This window comes from Flavobacterium sp. W1B, assembly GCF_047344965.1.
Classification (GTDB): domain Bacteria; phylum Bacteroidota; class Bacteroidia; order Flavobacteriales; family Flavobacteriaceae; genus Flavobacterium.
In genome coordinates, this window is record NZ_CP178845.1 from 64,890 (window position 1) to 89,966 (window position 25,077).

Annotated in this window: 12 protein-coding genes; all 12 read right to left on the minus strand. The window is 34.9% G+C overall.

Annotation, left to right across the window (positions count from 1 at the left end):
- Positions 1-59 precede the first annotated feature (59 nt).
- A complete protein-coding gene (locus tag ACMDB5_RS00305) occupies positions 60-1,484 on the minus strand; it encodes an alpha-L-fucosidase (protein WP_413999049.1) in 1,425 nt (474 codons plus the stop codon).
- 259 nt (positions 1,485-1,743) lie between these two features.
- Complete coding sequence (locus ACMDB5_RS00310; RefSeq protein ID WP_413999050.1) at positions 1,744-3,291, minus strand: sulfatase; 1,548 nt, start codon at positions 3,289-3,291, stop codon at positions 1,744-1,746.
- Between the two features lie 2 nt (positions 3,292-3,293).
- A complete protein-coding gene (gene galA / locus ACMDB5_RS00315) occupies positions 3,294-5,744 on the minus strand; it encodes a beta-galactosidase GalA (RefSeq protein WP_413999051.1) in 2,451 nt (816 codons plus the stop codon).
- Between the two features lie 27 nt (positions 5,745-5,771).
- Entirely contained in the window at positions 5,772-7,547 is a 1,776-nt protein-coding gene (locus tag ACMDB5_RS00320) for a beta-N-acetylhexosaminidase (protein WP_413999052.1), read from the minus strand.
- A gap of 371 nt (positions 7,548-7,918) precedes the next feature.
- Positions 7,919-9,682: a RagB/SusD family nutrient uptake outer membrane protein gene (locus tag ACMDB5_RS00325; protein WP_413999053.1), complete on the minus strand. Its 1,764-nt coding sequence runs from the start codon at positions 9,680-9,682 to the stop codon at positions 7,919-7,921.
- Between the two features lie 30 nt (positions 9,683-9,712).
- Entirely contained in the window at positions 9,713-12,997 is a 3,285-nt protein-coding gene (locus tag ACMDB5_RS00330; RefSeq protein WP_413999054.1) for a SusC/RagA family TonB-linked outer membrane protein, read from the minus strand.
- 1,045 nt (positions 12,998-14,042) lie between these two features.
- A complete protein-coding gene (locus tag ACMDB5_RS00335) occupies positions 14,043-17,372 on the minus strand; it encodes a glycoside hydrolase family 2 TIM barrel-domain containing protein (RefSeq protein WP_413999055.1) in 3,330 nt (1,109 codons plus the stop codon).
- Between the two features lie 618 nt (positions 17,373-17,990).
- The gene (locus ACMDB5_RS00340; protein WP_413999056.1) at positions 17,991-19,355 is read right to left on the minus strand and encodes an amidohydrolase; all 1,365 of its coding nucleotides are present in this window, start codon (positions 19,353-19,355) and stop codon (positions 17,991-17,993) included.
- A 13-nt stretch (positions 19,356-19,368) separates the two neighbouring features.
- The gene (locus tag ACMDB5_RS00345; protein WP_413999057.1) at positions 19,369-19,968 is read right to left on the minus strand and encodes an ankyrin repeat domain-containing protein; all 600 of its coding nucleotides are present in this window, start codon (positions 19,966-19,968) and stop codon (positions 19,369-19,371) included.
- A gap of 239 nt (positions 19,969-20,207) precedes the next feature.
- A complete protein-coding gene (locus ACMDB5_RS00350) occupies positions 20,208-21,080 on the minus strand; it encodes an AraC family transcriptional regulator (protein ID WP_413999058.1) in 873 nt (290 codons plus the stop codon).
- A gap of 265 nt (positions 21,081-21,345) precedes the next feature.
- Positions 21,346-22,881, minus strand: coding sequence for an aminotransferase class V-fold PLP-dependent enzyme (locus ACMDB5_RS00355; protein ID WP_413999059.1), 1,536 nt, complete (start codon positions 22,879-22,881; stop codon positions 21,346-21,348).
- Between the two features lie 81 nt (positions 22,882-22,962).
- Positions 22,963-25,041 (minus strand): cytochrome c biogenesis protein CcdA, encoded by a 2,079-nt coding sequence (locus tag ACMDB5_RS00360; protein WP_413999060.1) that lies wholly within the window; start codon positions 25,039-25,041, stop codon positions 22,963-22,965.
- Positions 25,042-25,077: the final 36 nt, after the last annotated feature.

A 25,077-nucleotide genomic window follows, 5' to 3' on the forward strand; every position in this document is an offset into this window, starting at 1 on the left:
TTAAATAAACCATTGCTAATGGTCATTAGTTCTTTTTTCAAATTTATTTTAAAAAGAAATTAATTTGTTTGAATATTATATACAGCAAAATTTATTATATCTGGCTCCGCTACTGATTCATCAATCACCAACCTCAGCTTTTTTGTAAAAATAGCCTTGTCAGATAGAAAAATATATTTATTACCGATAGCAGTACCGTTGTTCACCGTTTGCCATTTTCCTTTCTCATACGCTTGAATCCTGAAAGCCCTTATACGATGTCCCAAGGCGATATTTTCCTGTATAACAAATTGATTTACGCCTGTTTCCTTGTCCAATTTCAATTCAATTATCTTCCCTTTTCCTTTTGTTAAAGCTATAGGATAATCGAATCTCTTTTTAATTTCATCTCCCCATTCCTTTAGGCGTTGTACATCCTCTTTTGGCATAAGCCCTGTGTTATCCGGTGTTAATCCCATAATAAGAGTAGCATTTCTTCCAACCGATTTATAATAAATGTTCATCAGTTCTTTCAAAGGATAAATACTCTTTTCATCACCAGGTTCCCAAAACCATTCATGTCTTCCATTAAAACCGCGTAAAGGAGCATCCGCCATCGCTGGTACCCAATATTTACCGTTTACATCTCCCTCTTTCAGTAAAGCAAACCCATTTTTAGAGATTCCGGGTATAGCACTCTCACCCGAACCTGTAAAATTGTATGGAAATGTAGACCAGCAAGGATAGTTTACCATACCACTTTCAGAACCGCCCCAACGTGCTTCGGCCAACTGGTCGTTGTGATAAAACAAACAATCGGGTTGGTATTTTTTTACTATTGGCAACACATCTGGCGCACCTTCTTCTGGTCTACTAGCGCCACCATCAAACCATATTTCGAACAAAGGACCATAATTGGTACAAATTTCTTTTACCATTCCTTCGACCATTTTATTGTAATAGGCTTGCCTTCTTTTCTGCATCTCTCCATTTGGTTCACCATCTACTTTAAAATCATGTACACCAAAAAATGAATTCCAACGAATCCCTAAATAAACACCTGGTTTAATGTCATGTTTTCGACAGGCATCTACAAAATCCTTTAGTATATCTGCTTTTCCATCTTTCCATTTCAAGGCTTTCATCGAATAAGGATTTACATCTGATTGATACAGGGCAAAACCAGTTTCATGAGTTACGGTAAGGATAGCAAATTTTGCACCCGCAGCCTTGGCAGAGACAACCCATTGTTCCACATCCAATTGTTGAGGATTAAAAATATTGTAATCCACAACTGGGGTAATCCTGTTCGTACCTTGGTTGTATTTTGATGTGTCAAATACATGCAAATCATAATGAAAAACGACGCCAAATTCGGCTTTCTGCCAGGCTAATTGTTGTTTATTAGGTAAAGGCAAGGTCTTTAATTGTCCGCTTACCGAAAAAACACACATTAAAACAATGCTTAATGTCAACTTTACACATTTGATACTGATTCCTACCATTATTTTTTAAATACAATTAAAACTATTTTACCAAAATCACTTAGTTTAGTCAATTATTTCTTTTCAAAGCCTTAAGTAAAATGCTATTATTTTACATTCTAAAACATCTTAATAATCAAAAATCACCTTTGTTTAATTATCGCTTATCGTCACTCAAAAAAAAGATTGATACTAATACTATCAATCTTTTTTTAAAAGAAATAAATTTTATGGAACCACAGACTTATACAATATTATTTATCTTCTGCAATTGAAACTACTACCCTTTTAATAACGCTTTGGCGTCCTGATCGTCATATTGATCGATCAGCTTATTAAGCTTAACTTTCATCTCGGCAGTAATTTTTTCAGATCCTTTTTGCCCATATAAATTATTCATTTCATTAGGATCTTTCTTTAAATCATACAATTCCCAAGAACTGACACGCTTATAGAAACGTACCAGCTTGTATCTCTTGGTTCTTATTCCAAAATGAGGTGATACCGAATGTTCTCCATTTTCATAGTAGTGATAAAATATAGCATCACGTCCTTTGGCTTTTTTATCGGTAAATAATGGTAACATAGATTCTCCTTGTTCGTCTTTTGGAGTAGCCACACCTGCCGCATCAAGCATCGTTGGAGCAATATCTAAATTCATCACCAAATCATTGGATACCGTACCGGGCTTAATCACTCCAGGATAACGCATAACCATAGGTGTTCTAAAAGATTCCTCATAAATAAAACGCTTGTCAAACCAACCGTGTTCACCCAAATAAAATCCCTGATCCGAAAGATAAATGACAATCGTATTCTCGGTTAAATTATTTTTGTCTAAATAATCTAAAGTACGCCCGATATTTCTGTCTAAAGAAACTGCGGTACTCAGATAATCGCGCATGTATCGCTGGTATTTCCATTCGGTCAATTCCTTCCCGCTTAAATTACGGGATTTCAAATCGGCAGCTATTGGCAAATAATAATCATCAAACTTTTTTCGTTGTTCGGCGTTCATTCTAGAAATAGTCCCTTCTTTATTCGTGTCTGTTTCGTCTTTAAATACTTTTAGATCATATCCCATTACCATAGTTTTTGCAATAGACATATCCTGAACTTTGGCGGCCTCACGGTTTTTGTAATCATCATAAAAATTATGAGGCAAAGGGAAAGTAACATCATCAAACTTACCCATATCCTTAATATCCGGTATCCAGGTACGATGCGTAGCTTTATGCCCGATAACCAAACAAAAAGGTTTGTCTTTATCGCGATTATCCATCCAATTTTCGGAAACATCTTCGACTATATCCGAAACATATCCTTCGGTGCGTTTTCGACTTCCATCCATCATATGAAAATCCGGATTGTAATAATGTCCTTGTCCGGGTAGAATTTGCCAATAATCAAAACCCTGAGGATCTGTTTCTAAATGCCATTTTCCAATCCAAGCGGTTTCATAGCCGGAACCTTTCAATTGTTTAATAAAAGAATCCTGACTCCCGTCAAATCGGGAATTTTCATTATCCTTAAAACCATTTTTATGGCTGTATTTACCCGTCAAAATTACCGCACGGCTGGGACCGCAGATAGAATTGGTAACATATCCTTTATTAAAAAGCGCTCCTTCTTTAGCAATACGATCGATATTAGTCGTTTTTGCATATTTATTCCCATAAGCACTAATAGCCTGAAAAGCATGATCATCAGAGATAATGATAACTATATTGGGTCTTTTGCCAGTTTCCGTTTTATTTTGAGCAAATAGCTGAGCGGAAAAGCTACAGGAAAAAGCAAATAGTATTGCAGGTATTTTAAATATTTTCATTCCTATTTATTTTTCATTGTTATTGTAACAGCGGTACTTTGTAAACCTTCGGAAGTAGCTGTAAGTGAAAATTCACCTTCTTTATCCATAGACTGTAGAATGATTTGGCATTTCCCATTAAATAGCGAACGTTTCCAGTTACCGTCTAGGCATTTATCGTCTTCATGAGAACTTGGATCTCCATTACCCACTCCCAAAATAGTTGCATCTCCTTTTAGCTTAAACTGAATCAAATTCATCGCATCGGGAATCTCTCTGCCTTGTTTATCAAAAGCCGTTACATTTATTACAGAAACATCGTTTCCGTCAGCGGATATTGTTTTTCGGTCCGGTGTCAGAACAATTTGATAAGGTGCTGAAGTGGTTTCGACCGCTGTACGAATGGTTTTCCCTTTTTTGAAACCAATAGCTTCCAATTTTCCAGGCTCATAAACAACGTCCCATTCCAAATGTCCGTTGCGTGGCATTACTTTTTTGCCGAGACTTTTTCCATTTAAAACTAATTCAACCTCATCGGCATTGCTATTACACCATACATTTACTTTGTCACCAGCTTTATGACCGTTCCAATGTGGATAAATTTTGATAACGTCTTTGTCTGTCCACCAGCTTTGGTAGTAATAATAGGTGTTCTTTGGAAATCCGCAAACATCCATTATTCCGAAATGCGAATTTACGTTTGGCCAAGTAAACGGTGTTGGCTCTCCACGATAATCAAAACCAGTCCAAACAAAACCACCCATTAACCAAGGTCTGTCAACGGTAAATTTCCACCATTCTTCGGCTCTTTGTCCCCAACCTGGCTTATTCATATCGTAATCGGGCAAATATCCTTTGATAGAATCTTTGGCATACATTCCTCTTGAACTTACCATACTAGAAACTTCACTAAAAACAATCGGTTGAGTAGGATGTTCCTTATGATAATCATCTAATTCTTTAATGTGATAATTAAATCCTCTTACATCCATTTCTTGGTTAATCCCCTTGAAATTGATTCCGTTATTCCCTCCATAAGTACTCAATCGTGAAGGATCTAATTCTTTTTGTCGTTGTACCAAAGTATGCGCCATTCGTCTACCTAAATCGGTATTCTGAACGCCCGTTTCTTCGTTTCCTAAGCTCCAAAGCATGATACTCGCGTGATTGCGGTCTCTTTTTATTAATTTTTCAAATTGTTCGTAATATTCTTTACCGGTACCTATTACGCGAATTTCGTCCATAACCATCATTCCGAGTTTATCACAAGCTTCTAACACTGATTTTGAAGGTGGGTTATGGCTACAACGGTAGGCATTCACTCCCATTTCTTTCAATAGTTTGATTCTGTAATACACTAAAGCGTCCGGCACTGCAGATCCCACACCGGCGTGATCCTGATGCACACACATTCCTTTTATTTTCATGGATTCTCCGTTTAGAGAAAATCCTGTAGTGGCATTATAATCAAAAGTACGTACGCCAAATTCAGTTGAAAGACTGTCTACAGTTTTTCCTTCTTTTTTTACAATAGATACTAATCGGTATAAATTAGGTGTATCAAGTCCCCACAACATTGGTTTTTTGATAGCGAAATTTTGTTCAACCTGATGTGTTTCGTTATTTTTTACTTTAACTTTCTCTGTCAAAGATGGGGTAACTTTTGTTCCTTTCGCATCAATAACGTAAGAAACTACAGCGCAGTCAACCGTTTTACCTTCTTGATTTTTAACCGCAGTTTGAGCCGTAACCTTTGCTTGTGATTTTTCCACTTTTGCCGCTACATAAACTCCATATTCCGGAATATGAACCGGAGTAAATGTTTCAAGAAATACGTTTCTGTAAATACCGGCTCCTTCATAAAACCAGCCTTCATATTGTGTGGCATCAACGCGAACTACAATAAGATTATCCTTTGAAAACTCGATAAAATCCGTAATATCGAAAGAACTTTCGGTGTAACCTCCAAAATTTCCTCCAATATAATTATTGTTTACCCATAATTTAAAATCACGGAAAACACCTTCAAATCGAAGAACAAAACGTTGTCCTTCTTTTTCTTTATCTACCGAAAAACGTTTTCTATACCAACCAACGCTATTATCCGGATAAAAACCACCAACGGGTCTATAGCCATGACTTTGAACATCAAAATGTTTATGGTATTCAAAGGGAAGTTCTACCGCCCAATCATGAGGTACATTTACAGTACGCCATTTGCTGTCGTCAAATTTTGGTGCTACAGCTCCGCCACCTCCACCGGCAATAGTGAAATTACGAACAATACCGTAATTGAAATCTTTAGCAGGATTATTAGCGCTCCCTAAATGGAATTTCCAATTTTTATTGAGTGATACAGTTTGTCTAGCTGCTGCAGTTTTACCCTTTTGTTGAGCAGAAGTGTTTTGTACGGAAAAGCACAATATCCAAATCCAAAGGAGTAATCCGTAGCTATTTTTTAAAGAAATCATCATGTTTACTATAATTATTTAGGTTTTAATTTATTCTATTGTAAGAAATTCTGAGAAGAAAAATCCGATACCGCCGATACCGAGTCTATTTGTGTGAACTGGAACCTTCTCTTTAAATTGATTCCAATTTTTTTGTGCCAATGGAGACCATAAAACCTCCGATAATGCAAGCATACGTGGCATTGTCATTTGTTCTAAATGTGGAACCGAAGAAATAAATTCTGTCCAAAGGCAAGCTTGTGCACCCAAAACAAAACGGGCTTCATCAGCATTTAGTTCCTTTGGTACAGGCTCATAATCATACACTTTCTTAAGAGAATTGATCGAAAATTTTGCAGCTAGCCGCTGTTGTACTTTGAGCGTATCCGCTTGATACCTATTAAAGTAAAGTACTTTGGCTGGCGTCATGATTACATCGTGCTGTAGTTTTGCTGCATCAATTCCGCCCTTTTCTCCGCGCCAGCTCATTACAGTTGCATTGGGTGCCAAACCTCCTTCAAGGATTTCATCCCATCCAATCATTTTTCGCCCCTTTGCAGTCAAGAATTTACCAATTCTTTTTATAAAATAACTTTGCAGTTCCTTTACGTCTTTAAGCCCTTCGGTTTTCATTCTTTTTTGACATAAACTACAATTCTCCCAACATTTCTTATCCACCTCATCACCACCTACGTGGATGTATGAAGATGGGAATAGCTGTATTACTTCCTGCAAAACATCTTGCAAAAAGAGGAAAGTGCTTTCTTTTCCGGCACAGAAATTAGCCTCGGCACCTGGAAAAGGCCCCATAGAAGTTCTTACTCCTTGCGGTTTTCCTGTACAGCCAAACTCGGGATAAGCAGCTATAGCTGCATCCGAATGTCCTGGCATCTCAATTTCGGGAACCACCGTAACATTTCTTTTGACAGCATAAGCAATAATCTCTTTAACTTGCTCTTGGGTATAATAACCGCCATAGCTAAATGGTTCTCCTGTTAGCTTTTGCTCTTTTTTATAAAAGATACTCCCTGGCATTTCCTGTCTCCATGCACCTACCGAAGTCAATTTTGGGTACTTTTTTATTTCCAGTCTCCAACCTTCGGCATCGGCTAAATGCCAATGAAAAACATTCATTTTGTAAGAAGCCAATAAATCAATATAGTTTTTTATAGCCTCGGGCGAAAAAAAGTGTCTACTGACATCCAGCATCATTCCTCTCCATTGAAAACGAGGATAATCTGTTATAGCAAGTCGAGGTATTTGTAGTTTTTGATTGGTACGAATTGCTGGCATTATCTGCAACAAGGTTTGAATGCCGTAAAAAATTCCTTTATCCGTATTAGCCGAAATAACAATTCCTTTTTCAGTAACCCTCAAATTATAGCCTTCCTTTCCGATAACATCAGATTTTGAAATTACTAATTGAATTGCTGCTTTGTTTGCTGATACAGCCTTTTTGAGTTTAATTCCTGAAAGGGATTCTATTGCTGTAGATAAAAAACCGGCGTGTTTAGAAAGCTCCGCATCTTTTGAATTAAAATAAATACTCGCAGCTCGATCTATTATATATCTCCCTTCAGAAATTTGCATGCTTACCGGTTCAGGAATGATATTTACGGTACGATTTTTATCATTGCTAAAACGCTCAACAAGCGTATCTCCCAAAGTTACTTCATTGAAGTAACCGTTTAATTTTATCTTATTTAAAGTTGGTAGAACTTCACTTTTTTCATGAAAACAAACAAATGCAATATTCTTTGAAAAACCTTTAACAGTCATTCCAAATAATAGAAACAATAAGGCTGTTTTAGTAAAACTTAATCTCATTTTATCAATACATTATTATAATTAAAAAGCCCTTTTTAATCTAGGACGATTAATAGTTTAAAAAAAATTAAAAAGTATTCTCAAAAATAGAACAGATTATTTGCAATATATACCAGTCCCTACCAGTTTTTTTTCGCGAATACACAAAAAAATCTACAACTACTTTTTTAATGAAATCTATTCTTAGTAGAAATAAATTTTCAATTTATATACTATTATTAAAAAGTAAAAACTAATTCATCTCTCCTTGTCAGCCAATAACTCTACTGTAAGACACAATCTAACTATTTAAGTCGCATGACTATATAAAAAAGTTTTGCCTAGAGTATCCAATATACCCTAGACAAAACCTTTATATAACAATAATTATATTACCAACCTGGATTTTGTGTGTATCCAGCTAATGTAATTTGATTTAAAGGGATAGGTAATAAATAATCTCTATCTGCTTTAAATTTATATCCTGTTGCCATAGCACCCACATTTTTGTATGGTTCTACATAACCATCAACATTAGTGTTGTAGAGGTTTATACCTGGTACATTTATCCATTGTGCTTTTTTAGCTCCTAATGGTTTTTTACCTGTAATCAACTCATCTGCTGCAGCCCATCTCCAAATGTCATCATGACGGAAACCTTCAGCGGCTAATTCAACACGTCTTTCTCTTCTTACTTCATTAATAACCGGAGATAAGGTAGGAAATGCCCAATTTGGGTCAGCAACTATACTTCCTATCAGTAAATCTGGCATTTGAACTCTAGCTCTCAATTTATTAATTGATATATCCAAATCAGCTTGAGTTATATTTCCTAATTCAGCTTTTGCTTCAGCATAATTTAATAATACTTCAGCATATCTAAAGAAAATAAGTCCAGCATCTCCCATACCGTTGAATTGTTTAACATAATTAGGATCTGTTCCTTTAAATCTCTGAAAGCCAGTAGAACAGTTGTCTTCTGTTGCTTGGTCTACTATCGGATTTGTAAATAGAACATCAGCTAAGCCTCCAGGACGAAGATTAGTTATTGGATGTGCACCATCATTTACATGAATAGATTGATTTAATCTTGGATCTCTATTTTTAACGATATCAATTAAAGTAGCATCCCCTTGATAAAGTGAACTTGTACTAATTGGCATACCATCTGTACATAAATAGTCATCAACTAAACTCTTAGTAAATCCTTTACCATTACCACGAGCTCCATATTCGGCCCAACGATTGGTAAAGTTTGAAGCTACATCAAATCTTCTCCAGAACATAACTTCTTTACTACTATCATAATTGGACTGATTAAAAAGAGACCAATATCCTCTGTTATTTCCAGTAGTTTTATTATCTAAATCAAAGATACCAGAATCTATAATGACTTTAGATACAGCGGCAGCTTTAGTCAGGTATTTATCTCCATTAGAGCCCGCGACACCAAAAGCAGTTCCTGCATGATATTTCTCCCAAGTCCCTTCGTATAGTGCAATTCTAGCTTGCAATGCCATAGCAACCTCTCTGTAAACACGGTTGCTTGCAGAGCTGGCTTTGGTAGGTAAATAAAGGATAGCCTTATCAAGATCGGCCAATATATTATCGGCGATTATTGATCTTGATACTCTAGCGGTTTTCAAAAACTCAGTATCATTAGGAGTTAAAGCTTTGTCAACCCAAGGTAGATCCCCGAATTTTTTCATTAAATCAAAATACAATAGGGCTCTGAAATAATGAGCTTCTCCTACATGTTCTTTAATTACTTCAAAGTTCTCTGTACTTTTAGTATAATTTTGCAGAAAGTAGTTAACGTTTCTAATCCTACTCCACTCCGTTATAGTCCATCCTCCACCAGAAGAAGGTATTAGGCGTTCGCCGTTAAGGATTGTTCCATTAAAATTAAGGTGAACCATGTTATCCGTTCCTTCATCAGCATCTAAACCGTAAATTCCTTGTGTAAAATAACCTTGATAAGAAGGAAGGAAATTATTGTAAAAATTATTGGCATATAACTTTAGATCATTTTTAGTTTTCCAAAATTCACCATCACTAATATTCACCTCTGGAGAACGCTCCAAGAAGTCTGCTTCGCAGGAAGTAAATACCAAAAGGCAAACCAAACCTGCACTGAAATATTTTATAAATTTCATATTATTATATTTTTAGAATTATTATTGTCTTTACAAAGTGATGTTAGCACCTACAGAAACGCTTCTTTGTAAAGGATAATTTTTAGCATCAGAGAATGTATTTTCCGGATCTAATACGGAGTGATCGTTCATTTTAGTAAATGTTGCTAAATTATCAACGCTGATGTAAAAACGTAGTTTCTGAATTCTTATTTGATTAGAAATAGTAGTTGGAAGAGTGTATCCAACTTGTACATTTTTGATACGTAAGTAAGCAGCATTTATTAAATATTTAGTTTGGGCCTCAGTATTTTTCCACCAGTTACCTCCACCTATATACGCTTTTGGGAAAAATCCATTTGGAGTTTCAGGAGACCACCTGTCAAGATGTTCTGTAAACAAAGAACTTTGCCACTCACTTCCAACAATACCAAAATACATATTACTATTGGTATAGTAATCTCTTTTACCAACTCCTTGAATGAAGATACTGTAATCAAATCCTTTCCAGCTACCATCCGTAAAGAAACTATAGCTGTATCTTGGTGTAGAGTTTCCTATTACTTTTCGGTCTCCAGGATTATCTACAGTTGAATTACCCCAATCTATTTTTCCGTCTCCATTCAAATCAACATACTTAATATCTCCAGCTGACCAATTTGACAGACCAAATTGTTGTACATTAGCTAAATCATCGGCATCAGTAAAGTAACGATCTGTTTCAAATCCCCATATTTCGCCCATATTTTGTCCTTCATACCAGGTGTTCAACAACTTGTTAGGGTTAGGATATTTAGTAACACGACCTTTGTAATCACTTAAGACACCTCTTACACCATATTTGAAATCACCAATATTGTCATTCCAAGCTAAGGTCAATTCAAATCCTTTAGTTTCCATGGCAGTACTATTTGTTCTAGGTGCTGAAATACCTAATATTCCCGGTAATTCCTGCGCAGGTCCTATGTAGTCATCCATTTTTCTAGTGTACATATCAAAGTTTGCTGTCAATCTTTTATTCAAAAACGAAGCATCAACACCAAAATTTCTTGTAGTAGCCGTAACCCATGTTAGGGTAGGATCCACTAATCCTGGAGTATTTACATAAGGTTGTCTAGTAGGACCAAAAAACCAGTTGCTTGAAGTAGGAGAAACCGTTCCTAAACTTGGATAAAAAGGATAGTTACCTAAAAGATCAGGATCTTGAGAACCTAAAGAACCATAAGAAGCTCTGAATTTAAGTGTATTAACTACATCTGCAATTCCGTCTTTCCAGAAATTTTCTTTATTTACGTTCCAACCAACAGAAACACCCGGATAGGCTTTCCAACGTACGTCTTTTAAGAAACGAGAACTACCATCATAACGACCTGTAATCTCTAGCAAGTATTTATCATCATAAGAGTAATTAATTCTTCCGAAATATCCTTGAATGGCTAACTTATAAGCATTGTCAGAAACAGAAGGCGTAGTTCCGTATGATGTTGATATTGATGGGATTTTATCTGAATACAAATTATTATTAGCACCAGACAAAGAAGAATAAGTCGTTAATTCCTGAACATAACCTCCTAAAAATTTAAGCTGATGCTTTTTAAGATCTAAATCATAGCTAGTAAAGGCATTTATGATACTTTTTTGGCTTTTAGAAAAGAATCTTGCAAATCTATTTGGAGCAGTTCCTCCAACTTCAGCTAATGAACCACTAGGTAGCGGTGCATATAGTGTTTTTGTATGATTGGTCTGATTGTAAAATACACCATCAAAAGTATAATTTACAGTTCCAGTCCAGTTTTTAGTAAATTTAGTTACAAACTCACCTGTAAATATCGGTTTATCGTTTGTTTCTATGTTTCTACCACCTTCTTTCAACAATAAAATATCACTTAAATCAGCGATACTTCCATCAGGTGTGTACAAAGGAATATTTGGATGTTTTCTACCAATTTGATGCATAAAATTTCCACCGGTTCTTCCTCCATAGGTATTTGGAGTATCATATTTGTCTTGAGAGAAAGCACCTCTGAAATTGAATGTAAGCCATTCTGTAAGGTTGCTGGATAGGTTTGCACGAAGATTATAACGTACATAATTATCGTCTCCATAACGGTACATTCCTTCTTTTTTATTATATCCTAAACCAACATAATAATTAGAATTATCAGTTGCTCCACTCACACCAATATTATGTTGTTGGCTAGCCGAAATATCTTTGAAATATATTTTATACCAATCATTATTAGCATTTGCAGATCCCCAACCTTTCCAAGAATCTCCTGTAGAGTTCGCTTGTGTTTCGGTTGCAAGAGTTCCATTTTGATAAGCAGCCATTCTATCCAATGCATCTTGATTGAAGAAAGGAGCGCCTCCTCCATTTGCTAGAGATTGGTTGTAAATTTTTGCAAACTCTAATGAATTCAGCATTTTAGGAAGTCCGATTGGTGTATCAAAAGTAAAATTATTATTGTACGTTATAGAAACAGGCTGGCCTTTTTTACCTTGCTTAGTCTTAATCAATATTACTCCATAAGGAGCACTTGATCCATAAACAGCAGAGGCTGCAGCATCTTTTATGACTGAGATACTTTCAACATCATTAGCATTAATAGAGTTAATATCACCTCCTTGAATTCCATCAATAACAACCAATGGTGATCCTGCAGTACCTAATCCTGTAAATCCACGAATATTGATTGACTGTGTTGCATTTGGAGCCCCACCATTACTAATAATATTCAAACCCCCAATAGCACCTTGTAATCCTTGAGATAATCTTGTAATTGGTCTGTCTTTTAAAACCTTAGCATCAATTTGAGTAACTGATCCAGTCAGATTCGTTTTTTTCTGTGAACCATACCCCACTACAACTACTTCGTTCATTACCTGAGCTTCCGATTTTAAAACAATCTTTAAAATCTTATTATCTCTAATTTGTATTTCTTGGTTAACGAACCCTATATAAGAAAAAACCAAAATTTCCCCTTTATCAGCGTTAATTGTAAAATTACCGTCTAAATCAGTAACCACCCCTGTTTTAGTACCTTTTTTAATTACATTAACCCCAGGAAGAGAACCTCCTTGCTCATCGACAACTGTACCTGTAATTTTCTCAACCGCAATACGGTTTTGCCTTTCATTTTGAAATTCCTTAGAAGCATTTTGAATATTTCCAATACTTCCATTTTTAGTCCCAGAGGAAGTATTCCCTACTAAAAGTCCCTCTCCGTTACTATTTCCAGCATAAGATGTACCGACCATAAAGGTTCCCAGTACAAGCTGAGCAAATACGATTTTCTTTATCTTAAAAATCGTTTTATTTTTGTGAATTTTAACCATACTTTAGTTTTTTGTTAGTTTATGACTAAATAAAATCAGTTATCGTTACTTGGCAATAACTTCTTTTCTTAAGGGTAAGTGCTACAAAAGTTTTTCCCTTTTTTTCTTGCAATTGTCTGCTAAATCGTTTTTCTCTTCCTCATGTTTTACTGGTTATGTTAATAATTTTTCGTGGTAGTATTTTTAGTTAGTGTATTCCGTTTAGTTCAAAATCTAAATCGCCAAATCCTGCCATGAATTCACAAATCATGTCTATCGAATTGTAAAAGAATTATCAAACTATTTTGTAGGTATATAAATTATTCTGAAATCTCTTTATTAGGACAAGCTCAAAAAAAAGTTCGAACTAAAACGATTTAGTAAAAGAGGTGAAAACGATGCAAGGATTTCGATAATAAACTTTTCATTTGGTTGGTGAGTTTGGTATTTGGTGTTTGATTTTAATAAAAAAATATATTCAAAAATATAACAAGTATAACTGTTAAACATAGCGGTACCTACCAGTTTTTTTACGACTTGTGCAAAAAATAATAAAATATTTTAAATTAAGTATAATTACAAAAAACCAGGTTCATACCATTAAAAAAAAACAAAAAGACTGGATCTTGAAGCAATTTGTAAACTATCTACTTTTACAAAACCATTGCAAAAAAACATCAAATTTGCATTATAATAAAATGATGGACAACTGTTTTTTTAACTTAACCACTATGAACCGAAAGCCCATATATTTTGTTTTGTCGACTAAAATTCCACAAAGTTGATTTACAGTTTTTACCGCAAATTATTATATTATAAATATTCTAAAATTCGCGAATTTGTGATTTACTTTTTTCAGAAGCGAAATCCACTAAAAGCACATAGCTTTAAACTTTATTTGATACTAGTAAAACAGCAAAAGGACTGCTTTCTGAACCTATAATTTATATAAAAACAAAAAAGAGTAACAAGGCTATTAAACCTCATTACTCTTTTTTAAAACACTAAAAAATTGCTTTTAAAATCAACTTTTTGTGCCTTTTATATTACTCATTTAATTAGCCTACTATTTTACTTTTGAGTTAGCATACTCTTTTGATAATTTCAGCATAGACTCTTTAGTTCCTTTTTCGAAAGGGATTAAGTAGTAAGAATAACCTTGAGCTACCTCTCCTTTGATTTTATATTTGTCCTGTGGTGTAGATCCCCAGCTATCGTCTCCAGCTACACCTCTTTGACCTAAATCAATATTAAGCTCTACTAAATCGCGCTCTTTTATGTCATTAATGTGTTTACTAGCGTTAATCTGTGGAATTCCATCAGTTCTATATTTTGTTTCAATTTTGGAAGCTTTTCCATAATCTAAACCATCAGCGGTATCAAAGTCTTCCATAGTCATATGCAAAGCGCTTATTCCTAAACCTTTCTTTACATTATCAGCAACAACTAACAGACCGTTATCTTTTTCATCAGCTAATGCAACCCATCTAACATTAGTTTTATAACCATTCTCTTGAGGTCTTACATAAGGAACGTATTGATCACTTACACTAGACTCATAAAGATCTACAAAAGCAGAATGGTATCTGTCAGAATAATTCTCCCATGGACCACGACCAAAATAAGTCATTTTACTATACTGCTTAGGCAACTGCATACGCATTCCGAGTCTTGGTAAATCAGCCTTATAAGCCGTTTTATCCAAAAGATTTTCCACTTTTACAATTCCATTACCGTCTATTTGATACGTACTATAAAACTTAGTGTTCACACCTGGCAAATCGTAAGTAACTTTTAATTCGATTAGATTGTCAGCTAGTTTTTTTGTTGTCATACTTGTAACTTCAGAAAACAAGGTAGCTTTCTTCCATTCAATATTATTAGTATACATCCTGTTTCCTGAATCATTATCAGTTACCGCTCTCCAGAAATTAGGTTTTGGCCCATTTCCGTCTTTTAAAAGTTCATTCCCTTTGTACACATAAGAAGTGATGCGGCCTTGCTTTTTATTAAATTCAACGCTAACAACCTCATTAGATATTGTCACTCCTTTATCTGTACTTTTAACTTTCAAAGAAGCTCCTTGTGCCACTGCTGCTTGCTCTTCAACATGCAATTTGTCAATTTTTATTTGCTCATGAGCCACTTGAAATCCTTTTGGCAAAAGTCCCCAGTCCTTTTTTGTTACAGCTTCTACTTCAACATAATACTCTGTATTTTTCTTATAGTCAATTCCTTTTAGATCAACACGCAATAATTTACCTGTTTGAGTTTCAACATCTAAAGTTTGAGCTGGAATGGTTTTTAATATTTTACCATCTGCTTTTATTTTAGCGATTAAATCAAATTCATTCAGATTAGTAAAGTCATATAAATTCTCAACTAAAATTCTCAACTCATTATGGCCGTTGATTCCTTTTTGTTTAAAATTGATAAACTCATGGGCTTTTTTCACTTCAAAAAGTGCCGGTTGTGGCGTTCTGTCCGGGAAAACAATTCCGTTATTTAAGAACGAATTATCCGTTGGCATATTTTTACCATAATCTCCACCATAAGCATAGAAGCGTTCTCCTTTTTCGTTTGTTTTCCAAAGAGACTGATCAACCCAGTCCCAAATAAATCCGCCTTGTAAATTTTCATATTGTTCAATGATATCCCAATAATCCTGGAAGTTACCTGTACTGTTACCCATTGCGTGTGCATATTCACTCGGAATAAATGGACGGTCAGTTTTTGATTTACCTATCGATTCAAAATGAGCAGGCGAAGGATATTGAGGAACAATAATATCTGTATTCCAATCCATATCATAGTCGCTACCATCGTAATCTTTATAAGGACGCTCGTACTGAACAGGTCTTTTAGATTTATCCATTGCTTTGATTGCTTTGTAACCAGCGTAAAAATTCACACCGTTTCCAGCTTCATTACCCATAGACCAAATAATTACCGAAGGATGGTTTTTGTCGCGGGCAACCATACGAGTCATTCTATCAACATGTGCTTTTTCCCAACTTGGTTTCTTAGCTAAAGAGCGGTCTCCATAATACATACCATGGGATTCGATGTTAGCTTCATCAACTACATATATACCGTGCTCATCACATAACTCATAGAATCTACTTCCGCGTGGATAATGACTCAAACGTACCGCATTGATATTATTCTCTTTCCACATACGAATATCTTTCAAGATTAATTCTTCAGACATTACGTGGCCAGTTTCAGGATCAGTTTCTTGAGCATTGACTCCTTTAAGTTTAATGCTTTTTCCATTTACTAATAACAATCCGTTTTTGATTTCAACACTTCTAAAACCAATCTGACGAGTTGTAGATTCAATTGACTTCCCTTTTGAATCTAAAACATCAATATTTAAAGTGTATAAATTAGGGTGTTCTGCACTCCACTGTTTTACATTTTCAATTGTTGTACTAAATGATAATTGAGCCGTTGAATCTTTTTGAATAGAAATTCCTTGAAGTCCTTTTTGTAGCAACTGCTTTCCATCGAGGATGCTATAAGCAACTTTTAATTTTTGATTTTTAAGCAAATGATTCTTAAGTTCAATATCCAAACTAAAAAGTCCGTTTTCATAAGCTTTATCTAAGTTCGAAACTACTTCAAAATCTTTGATTCTCACTTTTGGCTGGGCGTACACATAAACGCTGCGCTCAATTCCGCTAATTCTCCAAAAATCCTGACATTCTAAATAACTACCATCAGTCCATCTGAAAATTTGCAGGGCAATTGTATTCTTTCCAGCTTTGGCGTATTTCGTGATATCAAATTCAGCAGGCAATTTACTGCCCTGAGAGTATCCTACGTATTGGCCGTTTATCCAAACAAAACCACCCGATTTCATTGCTCCTACATGCAGAAAAATTTCTTTTCCATCCCAATCATTGGCTAAATCAAAATCCCTACGGTAAGATCCTACTGGGTTATTTTCGTGAGGAACTTTCCCCGGATATTTTGGATAAATCCCATCTAACTCCATATCACTGGCGATAGGCGCTTTATAATCGGCAAATTCATATTGATGATTTACATATATAGGAATACCATAACCTTCTACCTCCCAGTTTGAAGGTACTTTTATATTATCCCAACCATTTACATTCTCTGAAGGATTCATAAAAGTGGTAGGACGGTCTTTTGGAGAAGCAACCCATTTAAATTTCCACATACCATCTAAAACTTGCTTGTACTTTGCTTTCCCATTTGTAGCATCTTCAGCAGAAGTGAAGGATGTAAATGTTGCACGAGCAGGTTCTTTGTTCTCACTGATCACATTTTCGTTTTCAATATAATGCCATATATCAGCTTTCTGACTATAGGAATTAACACCAAAAAGAAATAAAGAGCTAATAACTAAAAGGCTATTAATTTTCATATTCAAAGGTTATAAATTAAGCGTTTAACATTGTTTTTATTTTTTGTAAAATCTAAGATGTCAAAGTATAATTACTTAAATGACATATCATTCTTACCGATATTATTATTTACTTTTATCAATCAGCAAAAAAAAATCTTAATTTTTCTTATTCGGTTTTCATTTAATTAATTGGTCTTTTAGATTTTTAGAACCAAACCGTTTCTAATTTTAGTTACAAAATCAAAATGCTGCCCATTTTCTGACGTTTACTATATTTTAGAAAAAGCATCTTAAAAAATAAGAAAATTCAAATATATACTGAAATTTAAATTCAACAAACCAGTACCTACCAGTTTATTTTGCGACTTGTGTAAAAAAAGATAAAACATTTTTAATTAGTCATAATTACCTCAATCAATAATTCCAGAAAAAAAAACATCATGTTTTACTAAATAGTTTCAGATCTGAAGTTAAAATACAAATCTAATGCCCAGAACTTCAAATTAATCAAAACAACAAAAGATGCTTCTCAGCATCTTTTGTTGTTTAACACACACAATCAAAATCAATAAAAATATTCAATTAACGGTATGATTAAATTATGTTACAAATTACAGGAAAATTTCAAAACGGTTATTATGCCTTCATCTCTCCTGCAATTAATTTCCCTTTATAAAAGACTCCTTCTCTTTTAGGCAGACGCGCTACTGCTTCGGCAGAACAACTCGCTTTTACCAAAATAAAATTGGCTTCATTATCTACTAGAGGCCAAGTGCGAATACCTGCATCATTCAGTGGTAAAATTTCGTTAGTAGTTGCAATATGTAAAGCGCGACTTAAACTAAACTCATCCGTCCATCCGTAAAGTTGGGCGCATAATTTTGCTTTTTCAAGCATATCACAATTTCCAAAAGGTTGCCAATGATCCACAATACTATCTGTTCCAGTCATTAATTTAACACCATATTTCTTCAAAGTAGGAATAGGCATTATTGTTCGTCCGATAGGGATTGTAGAAACAACACCAATACCAAGTGCTCCCATTTGTTCGGCAATTTTTTCTAAGTCCTTTGGTTCCATTCTTGCAAGTGCAAAACCATGACTTATATATGATTTACCTTGTAGCTGCTTATTTTCTTCTGTTTTTTTAATAATATATTCAATTGCCGCCTTTCCAGTTGGTAATCCTTCATGCAAGTGAATATCGATTCCTTTATTATTATCAATTGCAATTTGGAACATAGAATCAAGGGATTTCTCCAAATTCCCGTCGACACTCGTTGGGTCAAGACCTCCAATAAAGTCGACACCCATTTTTGCAGCTTCTCTTAACAAAGGCTCTGATTTTGAATATAGAATTCCGTGTTGCGGAAAAGCCACAATTTCCCATGCAAAACTATCTTTGTTTTTTTCTAATGCTGCTAACAAATGTTCCAAACTTTTTAATCCGCTTACGGGATCAATATTAGTTTGGCATCGGGCAAAATATGTACCTTGACTTTGCATAAGCTTAATCGCTTCCTCCGCTTTATGCTGTGAATCTGTCAATAATTGTGGAATTATTTTTTCCTCTAACACAATCATATCTTTTACGGTATATCCTTTTCTTGGCGCAGCGTTCCATTTTCCAGCGTAATACGTTTTATCGATATGTATGTGCATATCACGTAATCCTGGTAGCATCAAGAAACCCTTGGCATCAATTGTTTTCAATTTTAAGTCCAATTTACCTTTGGCTATCTTTTTAATTTTGCCATCGGCAATATGTAAATTGTATAAATCGGTTTTGGTGGCTACAACTTCATTTTTTTCATTGTATTCAAAACTTTCTTCCAGTCTTACATTCGTTAAAATATATTCCTTCAAATCAGCTGTTTTTTTATCCTCTGGCAACACATCATTTGTCATTGCCGAACTACCAATACCAGAGAATAAAGCTGCACCTGTTGCAGCTGCACTCATTCCCAAAAACTTTTTTCTACTAATCTTGTTCTGTTCCATTATTATATTTTTGTTATTTTGCCCCAGCTTCTTCCAATAATTTTACCATTTCGACATAACCTTGTTTTTTGGCATGAATCAATGATGTTATTCCATTTTTATCTGCAATGTTTACATTACAACCTCCGTCAATCAATGCAGCTACAATATTTATATGAACCCTGCCTCCATCGCTCAATAAAACAGCTTCTAACAATGCTGTCCATCCCAGATTATTAATATGATCCTTAGGAAAACCCGGAGTATTCACCAATAATTTTACAATTTCCAGATGTCCCTTTTCGGCAGCAGGAATCAGTGCAGTACCCCCGTAACGGTTATATACACCAAAATTTGCGCCATGATTCAATGCCTTTTTTACTATTTCTAAATTACCTTCTGCTCCTGCATATAAAAAAGGACTGTTTTTCATATCGTCTTGCGCATTAACATCGGCACCAGCGTTGATCAGTAAAATGGCAATATCATTATTCCTTTTGTAAACAGCCTGCATCAATGCCGTTCTTCCCTCTTTGTTTTTCGCCTCTAAAGATGGTTTTTCTTTTAAAAGGTCTGTCACAAGTACTGTATCACCATTATCAACAGCTTCAAAGAGCGTTATATTTTTGTCCATACTATCTAATTTAATTTCTGGTTGTTTGGATGAGCAACTCCATATCAAAATAATAATCAAAGTCAGTATACTTAGTAGCTTACTGGTGTTTTGTTTCTTCATCACAACCTTTTTTTAATTAACAAAAATGATTCTTTATCTTAAAAATATTCTCAATATTACTATATGTATCGTAGCAACATATAGCGTTTATTAAGATTTACAAAAATCGATTAGAAATTTAAGACTGAATTGTATTATTAATGATAAGGATGGTAAAAATTATAACTTTCTCTAAAATCACTCGGAGTTTTTCCTGTGTATTTCTTAAATACTTTGCTAAAATAGCCATTGTCATTATACCCTAGTCGATACGCAATTTCCTTCATCGATAAACCAGTACTAACAAGCAATCGCTTGGCTTCGAGCATGATTCTGTCATTTATAAAATCACCTGCCGGCATCTTTAAATGTCTTTGGGAAAGAATATTCAGATAATTAGATGTAATATTTAATTTATTGGCATAAAATTTCACCAAGGATTCTTCATGAAAATGGATCTCCGTTAGATCAATGAATTTTTGGATCAATTTTTCAGGTTTGATAACAATTTCACTTTCGGGAAATTGAATCAAATAATCCTTTTGTAATAATTTAAGTAGCAAATGCAAACGGAGAACAACTATTTCTTTTATAACCACATCATTATGTGGAAGCAATAGTTCTATTTCGTGCAGTTGTTTTTTAAATTCATCAAACTCTTTTGGGGTTAAAGAAAGACAGGATGGTGAGCTGGGTTGAAAAAAAGAAAACGGGGATAAATTAGAAAAGATATTTACTATTTCATTAGAAAGCATCAGCTGAAAGCCCGCAGTTCCTTCCTTAAGTGACCAGTTATGTATTTGTCCCGGTCTCACAAAATAAACCTGATTATCAGCTACAGTATATTGTGTAAAATCTACATCGTGAATTCCTGAACCGCTTTCAACAAAAAAAACAAGGTAAAAATCGTGCTTGTGTGGCTGTTCAAACGCATTTCGTCCCTTCACACTATGGCGGAACAGGGTAATACCCAAATTATCTTCGCCAAGTATATTACCAATAGATAAAGTAGGGACAGAAAATTTGCTCACACAGATGGTGTTGTTAGTTATAGTCTTTCAAAAATAAAGAAATAAATAAGACGATACAAATTCTAGCCATAACGCCTATTCGATTTCAATTCGAATCAAGCTCCTAATATTTGAATATATTTACAATAATAAACAGCCAATCAACTTAATATAGAGTTGAATCTTGCAATATTATTAGAGCAAAACAATTGTAAAATTTATAAATAAAAACGGCTCAAAAAATAAAATAGTTAGATTTTACCTTAATGAGCCGCCACACTAAACCTTATAAACTAAACCAATTTTTAATTATTTCTTTTTCTATATTAATGTTACTGTTATGAATGTAGTCATTCTTATCGGCATCATAACGGTAATCCTCTTCCCATTTTTTGAAGTTTTCTGCAACATCTCTGATGGCATCGCATACAAAATTAATTTCGGCATTAGTCATTGTTGGATGAATAGACATACGAATCCATCCCGGTCTTTCAACCATACAACCCTCTAATATTTTCTTTTCGATACTTTTTGAAGTTTGCTGATCTACGTTTAATAAAAAATGACCATAGGTACCAGCACAAGAACAACCGCCACGGGTTTGAACACCAAATCTATCATTCAGTAATTTTACAATTAAATTAAAATGAGCATCTGTTATAAAGAAAGAGAAAATACCAAGTCGATCCGTATGTTCGGAAGCCAAAATATTTAGGTTGGAAATTTTAGAAAGTCTTTCGAAAATGATTTCGTTTATTTCGTGTTCACGCTTTATAATATTTTCTACCCCCATTTTTTCTTTCAATTGGATTGAAAGCGCAATTTTAATAGTCTGCAAAAAACCGGGTGTTCCACCATCTTCGCGGGTTTCAATATCGTCAACATAATCGTGGTCGCCCCATGGATTTGTATAACTTACGGTTCCTCCGCCAGGATTATCTGGCACTATGTTTTTATATAATTTTTTATTAAAAATCAAAACGCCTGAACTCCCTGGACCTCCTAAAAATTTATGTGGCGAAAAGAAAATAGCATCTAAATAAGAATCTTTATCCGTTGGATGCATATTTATAGCTACATAAGGTGCCGAGCAGGCAAAATCGACAAAACAAAGTCCACCATGCTGATGAATGACAACAGCAATCTTATGATAATCGGTTCTTATTCCCGTTACGTTAGAGCAGGCGGTCACCGATGCAATTTTTATAGGTCTATTTTTGTAATGAATTAAAAGTTTTTCGAAACCGTCAAAACAAATTAATCCTGATTTATCACAAGGGATTATTTCGACATCGGCAATGGTTTCTAACCAAGAAGTTTGATTGGAGTGGTGTTCCATGTGCGTAATAAAAACGATTGGTCGTAATGCATCCGGAACGTTAGTATGTGCTTTTAAGTTTTCTGACACTTTTAATCCTAAAATACGCTGAAGCTTATTGACAACTCCTGTCATACCGGAACCTTCGGTAATCAAAACATCATCCGAATTAGCATTTACATGCTTTTTTATTATTTCTCTGGCATCATGGTAAGCCATCGTCATAACGGAACCCGTTATTGATGTTTCTGTATGTGTATTGGCTACAAATGGACCAAATTCATTCAACAATTTATCTTCTATAGGGCGGTATAATCTTCCGCTAGCTGTCCAATCAGCATAGATAATTTCTTTTTCGCCATAAGGCGATTGAAATTTTTGATCGAAACCTACAATTTTTTCTCTGAATTGTTGAAAATACTGTTCTAATTCAGAAACCTTGCTATGCTTTTCAATAGTAAGTGGAACCAACTCTTTTGAAAAAATATTTTTTAAAAAACTCATCGTCAAAACATTTTAGTTTATTATTTTAAATAAAAAAACACTCTAGTTTTAAAAACTAGAGTGCATTATAACAATCTTATCTTACTTTTTATTAAAGTTAGCTACACCTGTTTTTAACCAATTGTGGTATTCTTCCACATCCGGAGTATAACCAACGGGATTAATTAAGTTTTCTCCTTCATGATCCGTCAACACATAAAAAGGCTGGGCATTTGCCTTGTATTTTATGGTTTGAAATTCACTCCATTTTTGCCCAACATATTTTAATTTCTTACCTGGTCTTAGCTTAGATTCAATTTCTTCGCCTGCCGGAAGTGGTCTTTTATCATCAACATACAAGGAAATAAGAACTACATCATTGTTAAGAATGGATAAAATTTGCTCTTTTGGCCAAACTTGTTGCTCCATTTTTCGGCAGTTTACACAGGCATAACCGGTAAAATCAAGCATAACCGGCTTGTTTACTTTTTTGGCGTAAGCCATTCCCAAATCATAATCCGTAAAAGCCAAAATATTATGTGGCGCCATCAAATGTGCTCCTTCGGGAATTTCTGTCGTAGCTGCTGCTGCACCGCCACCTTGCGTAAATCCAACTCCATAAGGAGATTCACTGTAATGTTGCGCCGGTGGAAAAGCGCTGATCAAATTTAAAGGTGCGCCCCATAAACCCGGAATCATATAGATCGTAAACGTTAATGTCAGTAAACCCAAACTTAATCTTCCAACAGATATATGTGTTAAAGGCGAATCGTGTGGCAATTGTATTTTTCCAAAAAGGTAGAAAGACAAAGCACCAAAAATAGCAATCCAAATCGCTAAGAATACTTCGCGCTCCAACAAATGCAATTGCAGAACCAAATCGGCATTCGACAAAAATTTAAACGCTAAAGCCAATTCTAAAAAGCCTAATACCACTTTTACGGTATTCAACCATCCGCCTGATTTTGGTAATGAATTTAACCATCCTGGAAATGCTGCAAATAATGCAAATGGTATGGCTAATGCCAATGAAAAACCAAGCATTCCAACGATAGGTCCAACTTGATTTCCGCCGGCTGCTGCTTGTACTAATAAGGTTCCAACAATAGGACCTGTACAAGAAAAAGAAACGATAGCCAAGGCCAAAGCCATGAAGAAAATCCCGATAAGTCCGCCTTTATCCGCTTTTGTGTCTACTTTATTTGCCCATGAATTAGGAAGCATAATTTCGAAAGCTCCCAAAAAGGAAACCGCAAAAACAACCAAAAGCACAAAGAAAATAACATTAAACCATACATTGGTAGAAAGTGCATTCAAAGCATCAGCTCCAAAAACGGCGCTGACCAATGAACCCAAGAGTACATAAATAATTACGATTGATAATCCGTAAATGATTGCATTTTTGATTCCCGAAGCTCTGTTTTTACTTTGTTTGGTAAAGAAACTCACCGTCATTGGAATCATTGGAAACACGCATGGCGTCAATAAAGCCGCAAATCCGGAAAAGAAAGCGATAACAAATATGGCCAACAAACTTCTATCCGAAGATTTTTCTCCTTTGTCAGCAGCCGTCTTTTCAACTGCAACCGCTTTAACTTCTGTTTTTGCTACCGAATCAATTGCTATTTCTTCTTTTGCTAGCGTATCAATTGCAGTTTGTTCTGCCACAACCAAGGTTGGTGCATTTTCTGTTTTTTCAGCTTCCTTTGCTTTAGTAGCGCCAACCATTGCGGTTTCTGGGATTTGAAAATTCAAATCAACATAGGATGGTGGCAAACAATTCGCATCATTACAAACCATAAACTCCACTTCTCCCGAGATTTTGAAAGCGGTTTTTGAAAGTACATTTATACGCTGTTTAAAAACGGCTTTGCCTTCAAAAAACTTAATCTTCATATTAAATATAGGATCATTAACCGTATGTCCTACTTCTTCTGAAGTTTTTCCAATCAACTCAAAACTAGAATTCTTATTGAAGGTAAAAGCTGTAGGAATAGGACCGTTCTCGGGAACACTTTGAGAATACAAATGCCAGCCATCCCCAATGGTTGCTTGAATTATTAAATCATACTTGGTATCGGAAACAGCCACTACCGAAGTAGACCATTTCACCGGTTTGTGTATTTGTGAAAAAGCGCTAGCACTTATAATAAAGGCTAACAGTAAAACTATTTTTTTCATTAGAATATGATATATATTGTGCATTAATAAAATAGG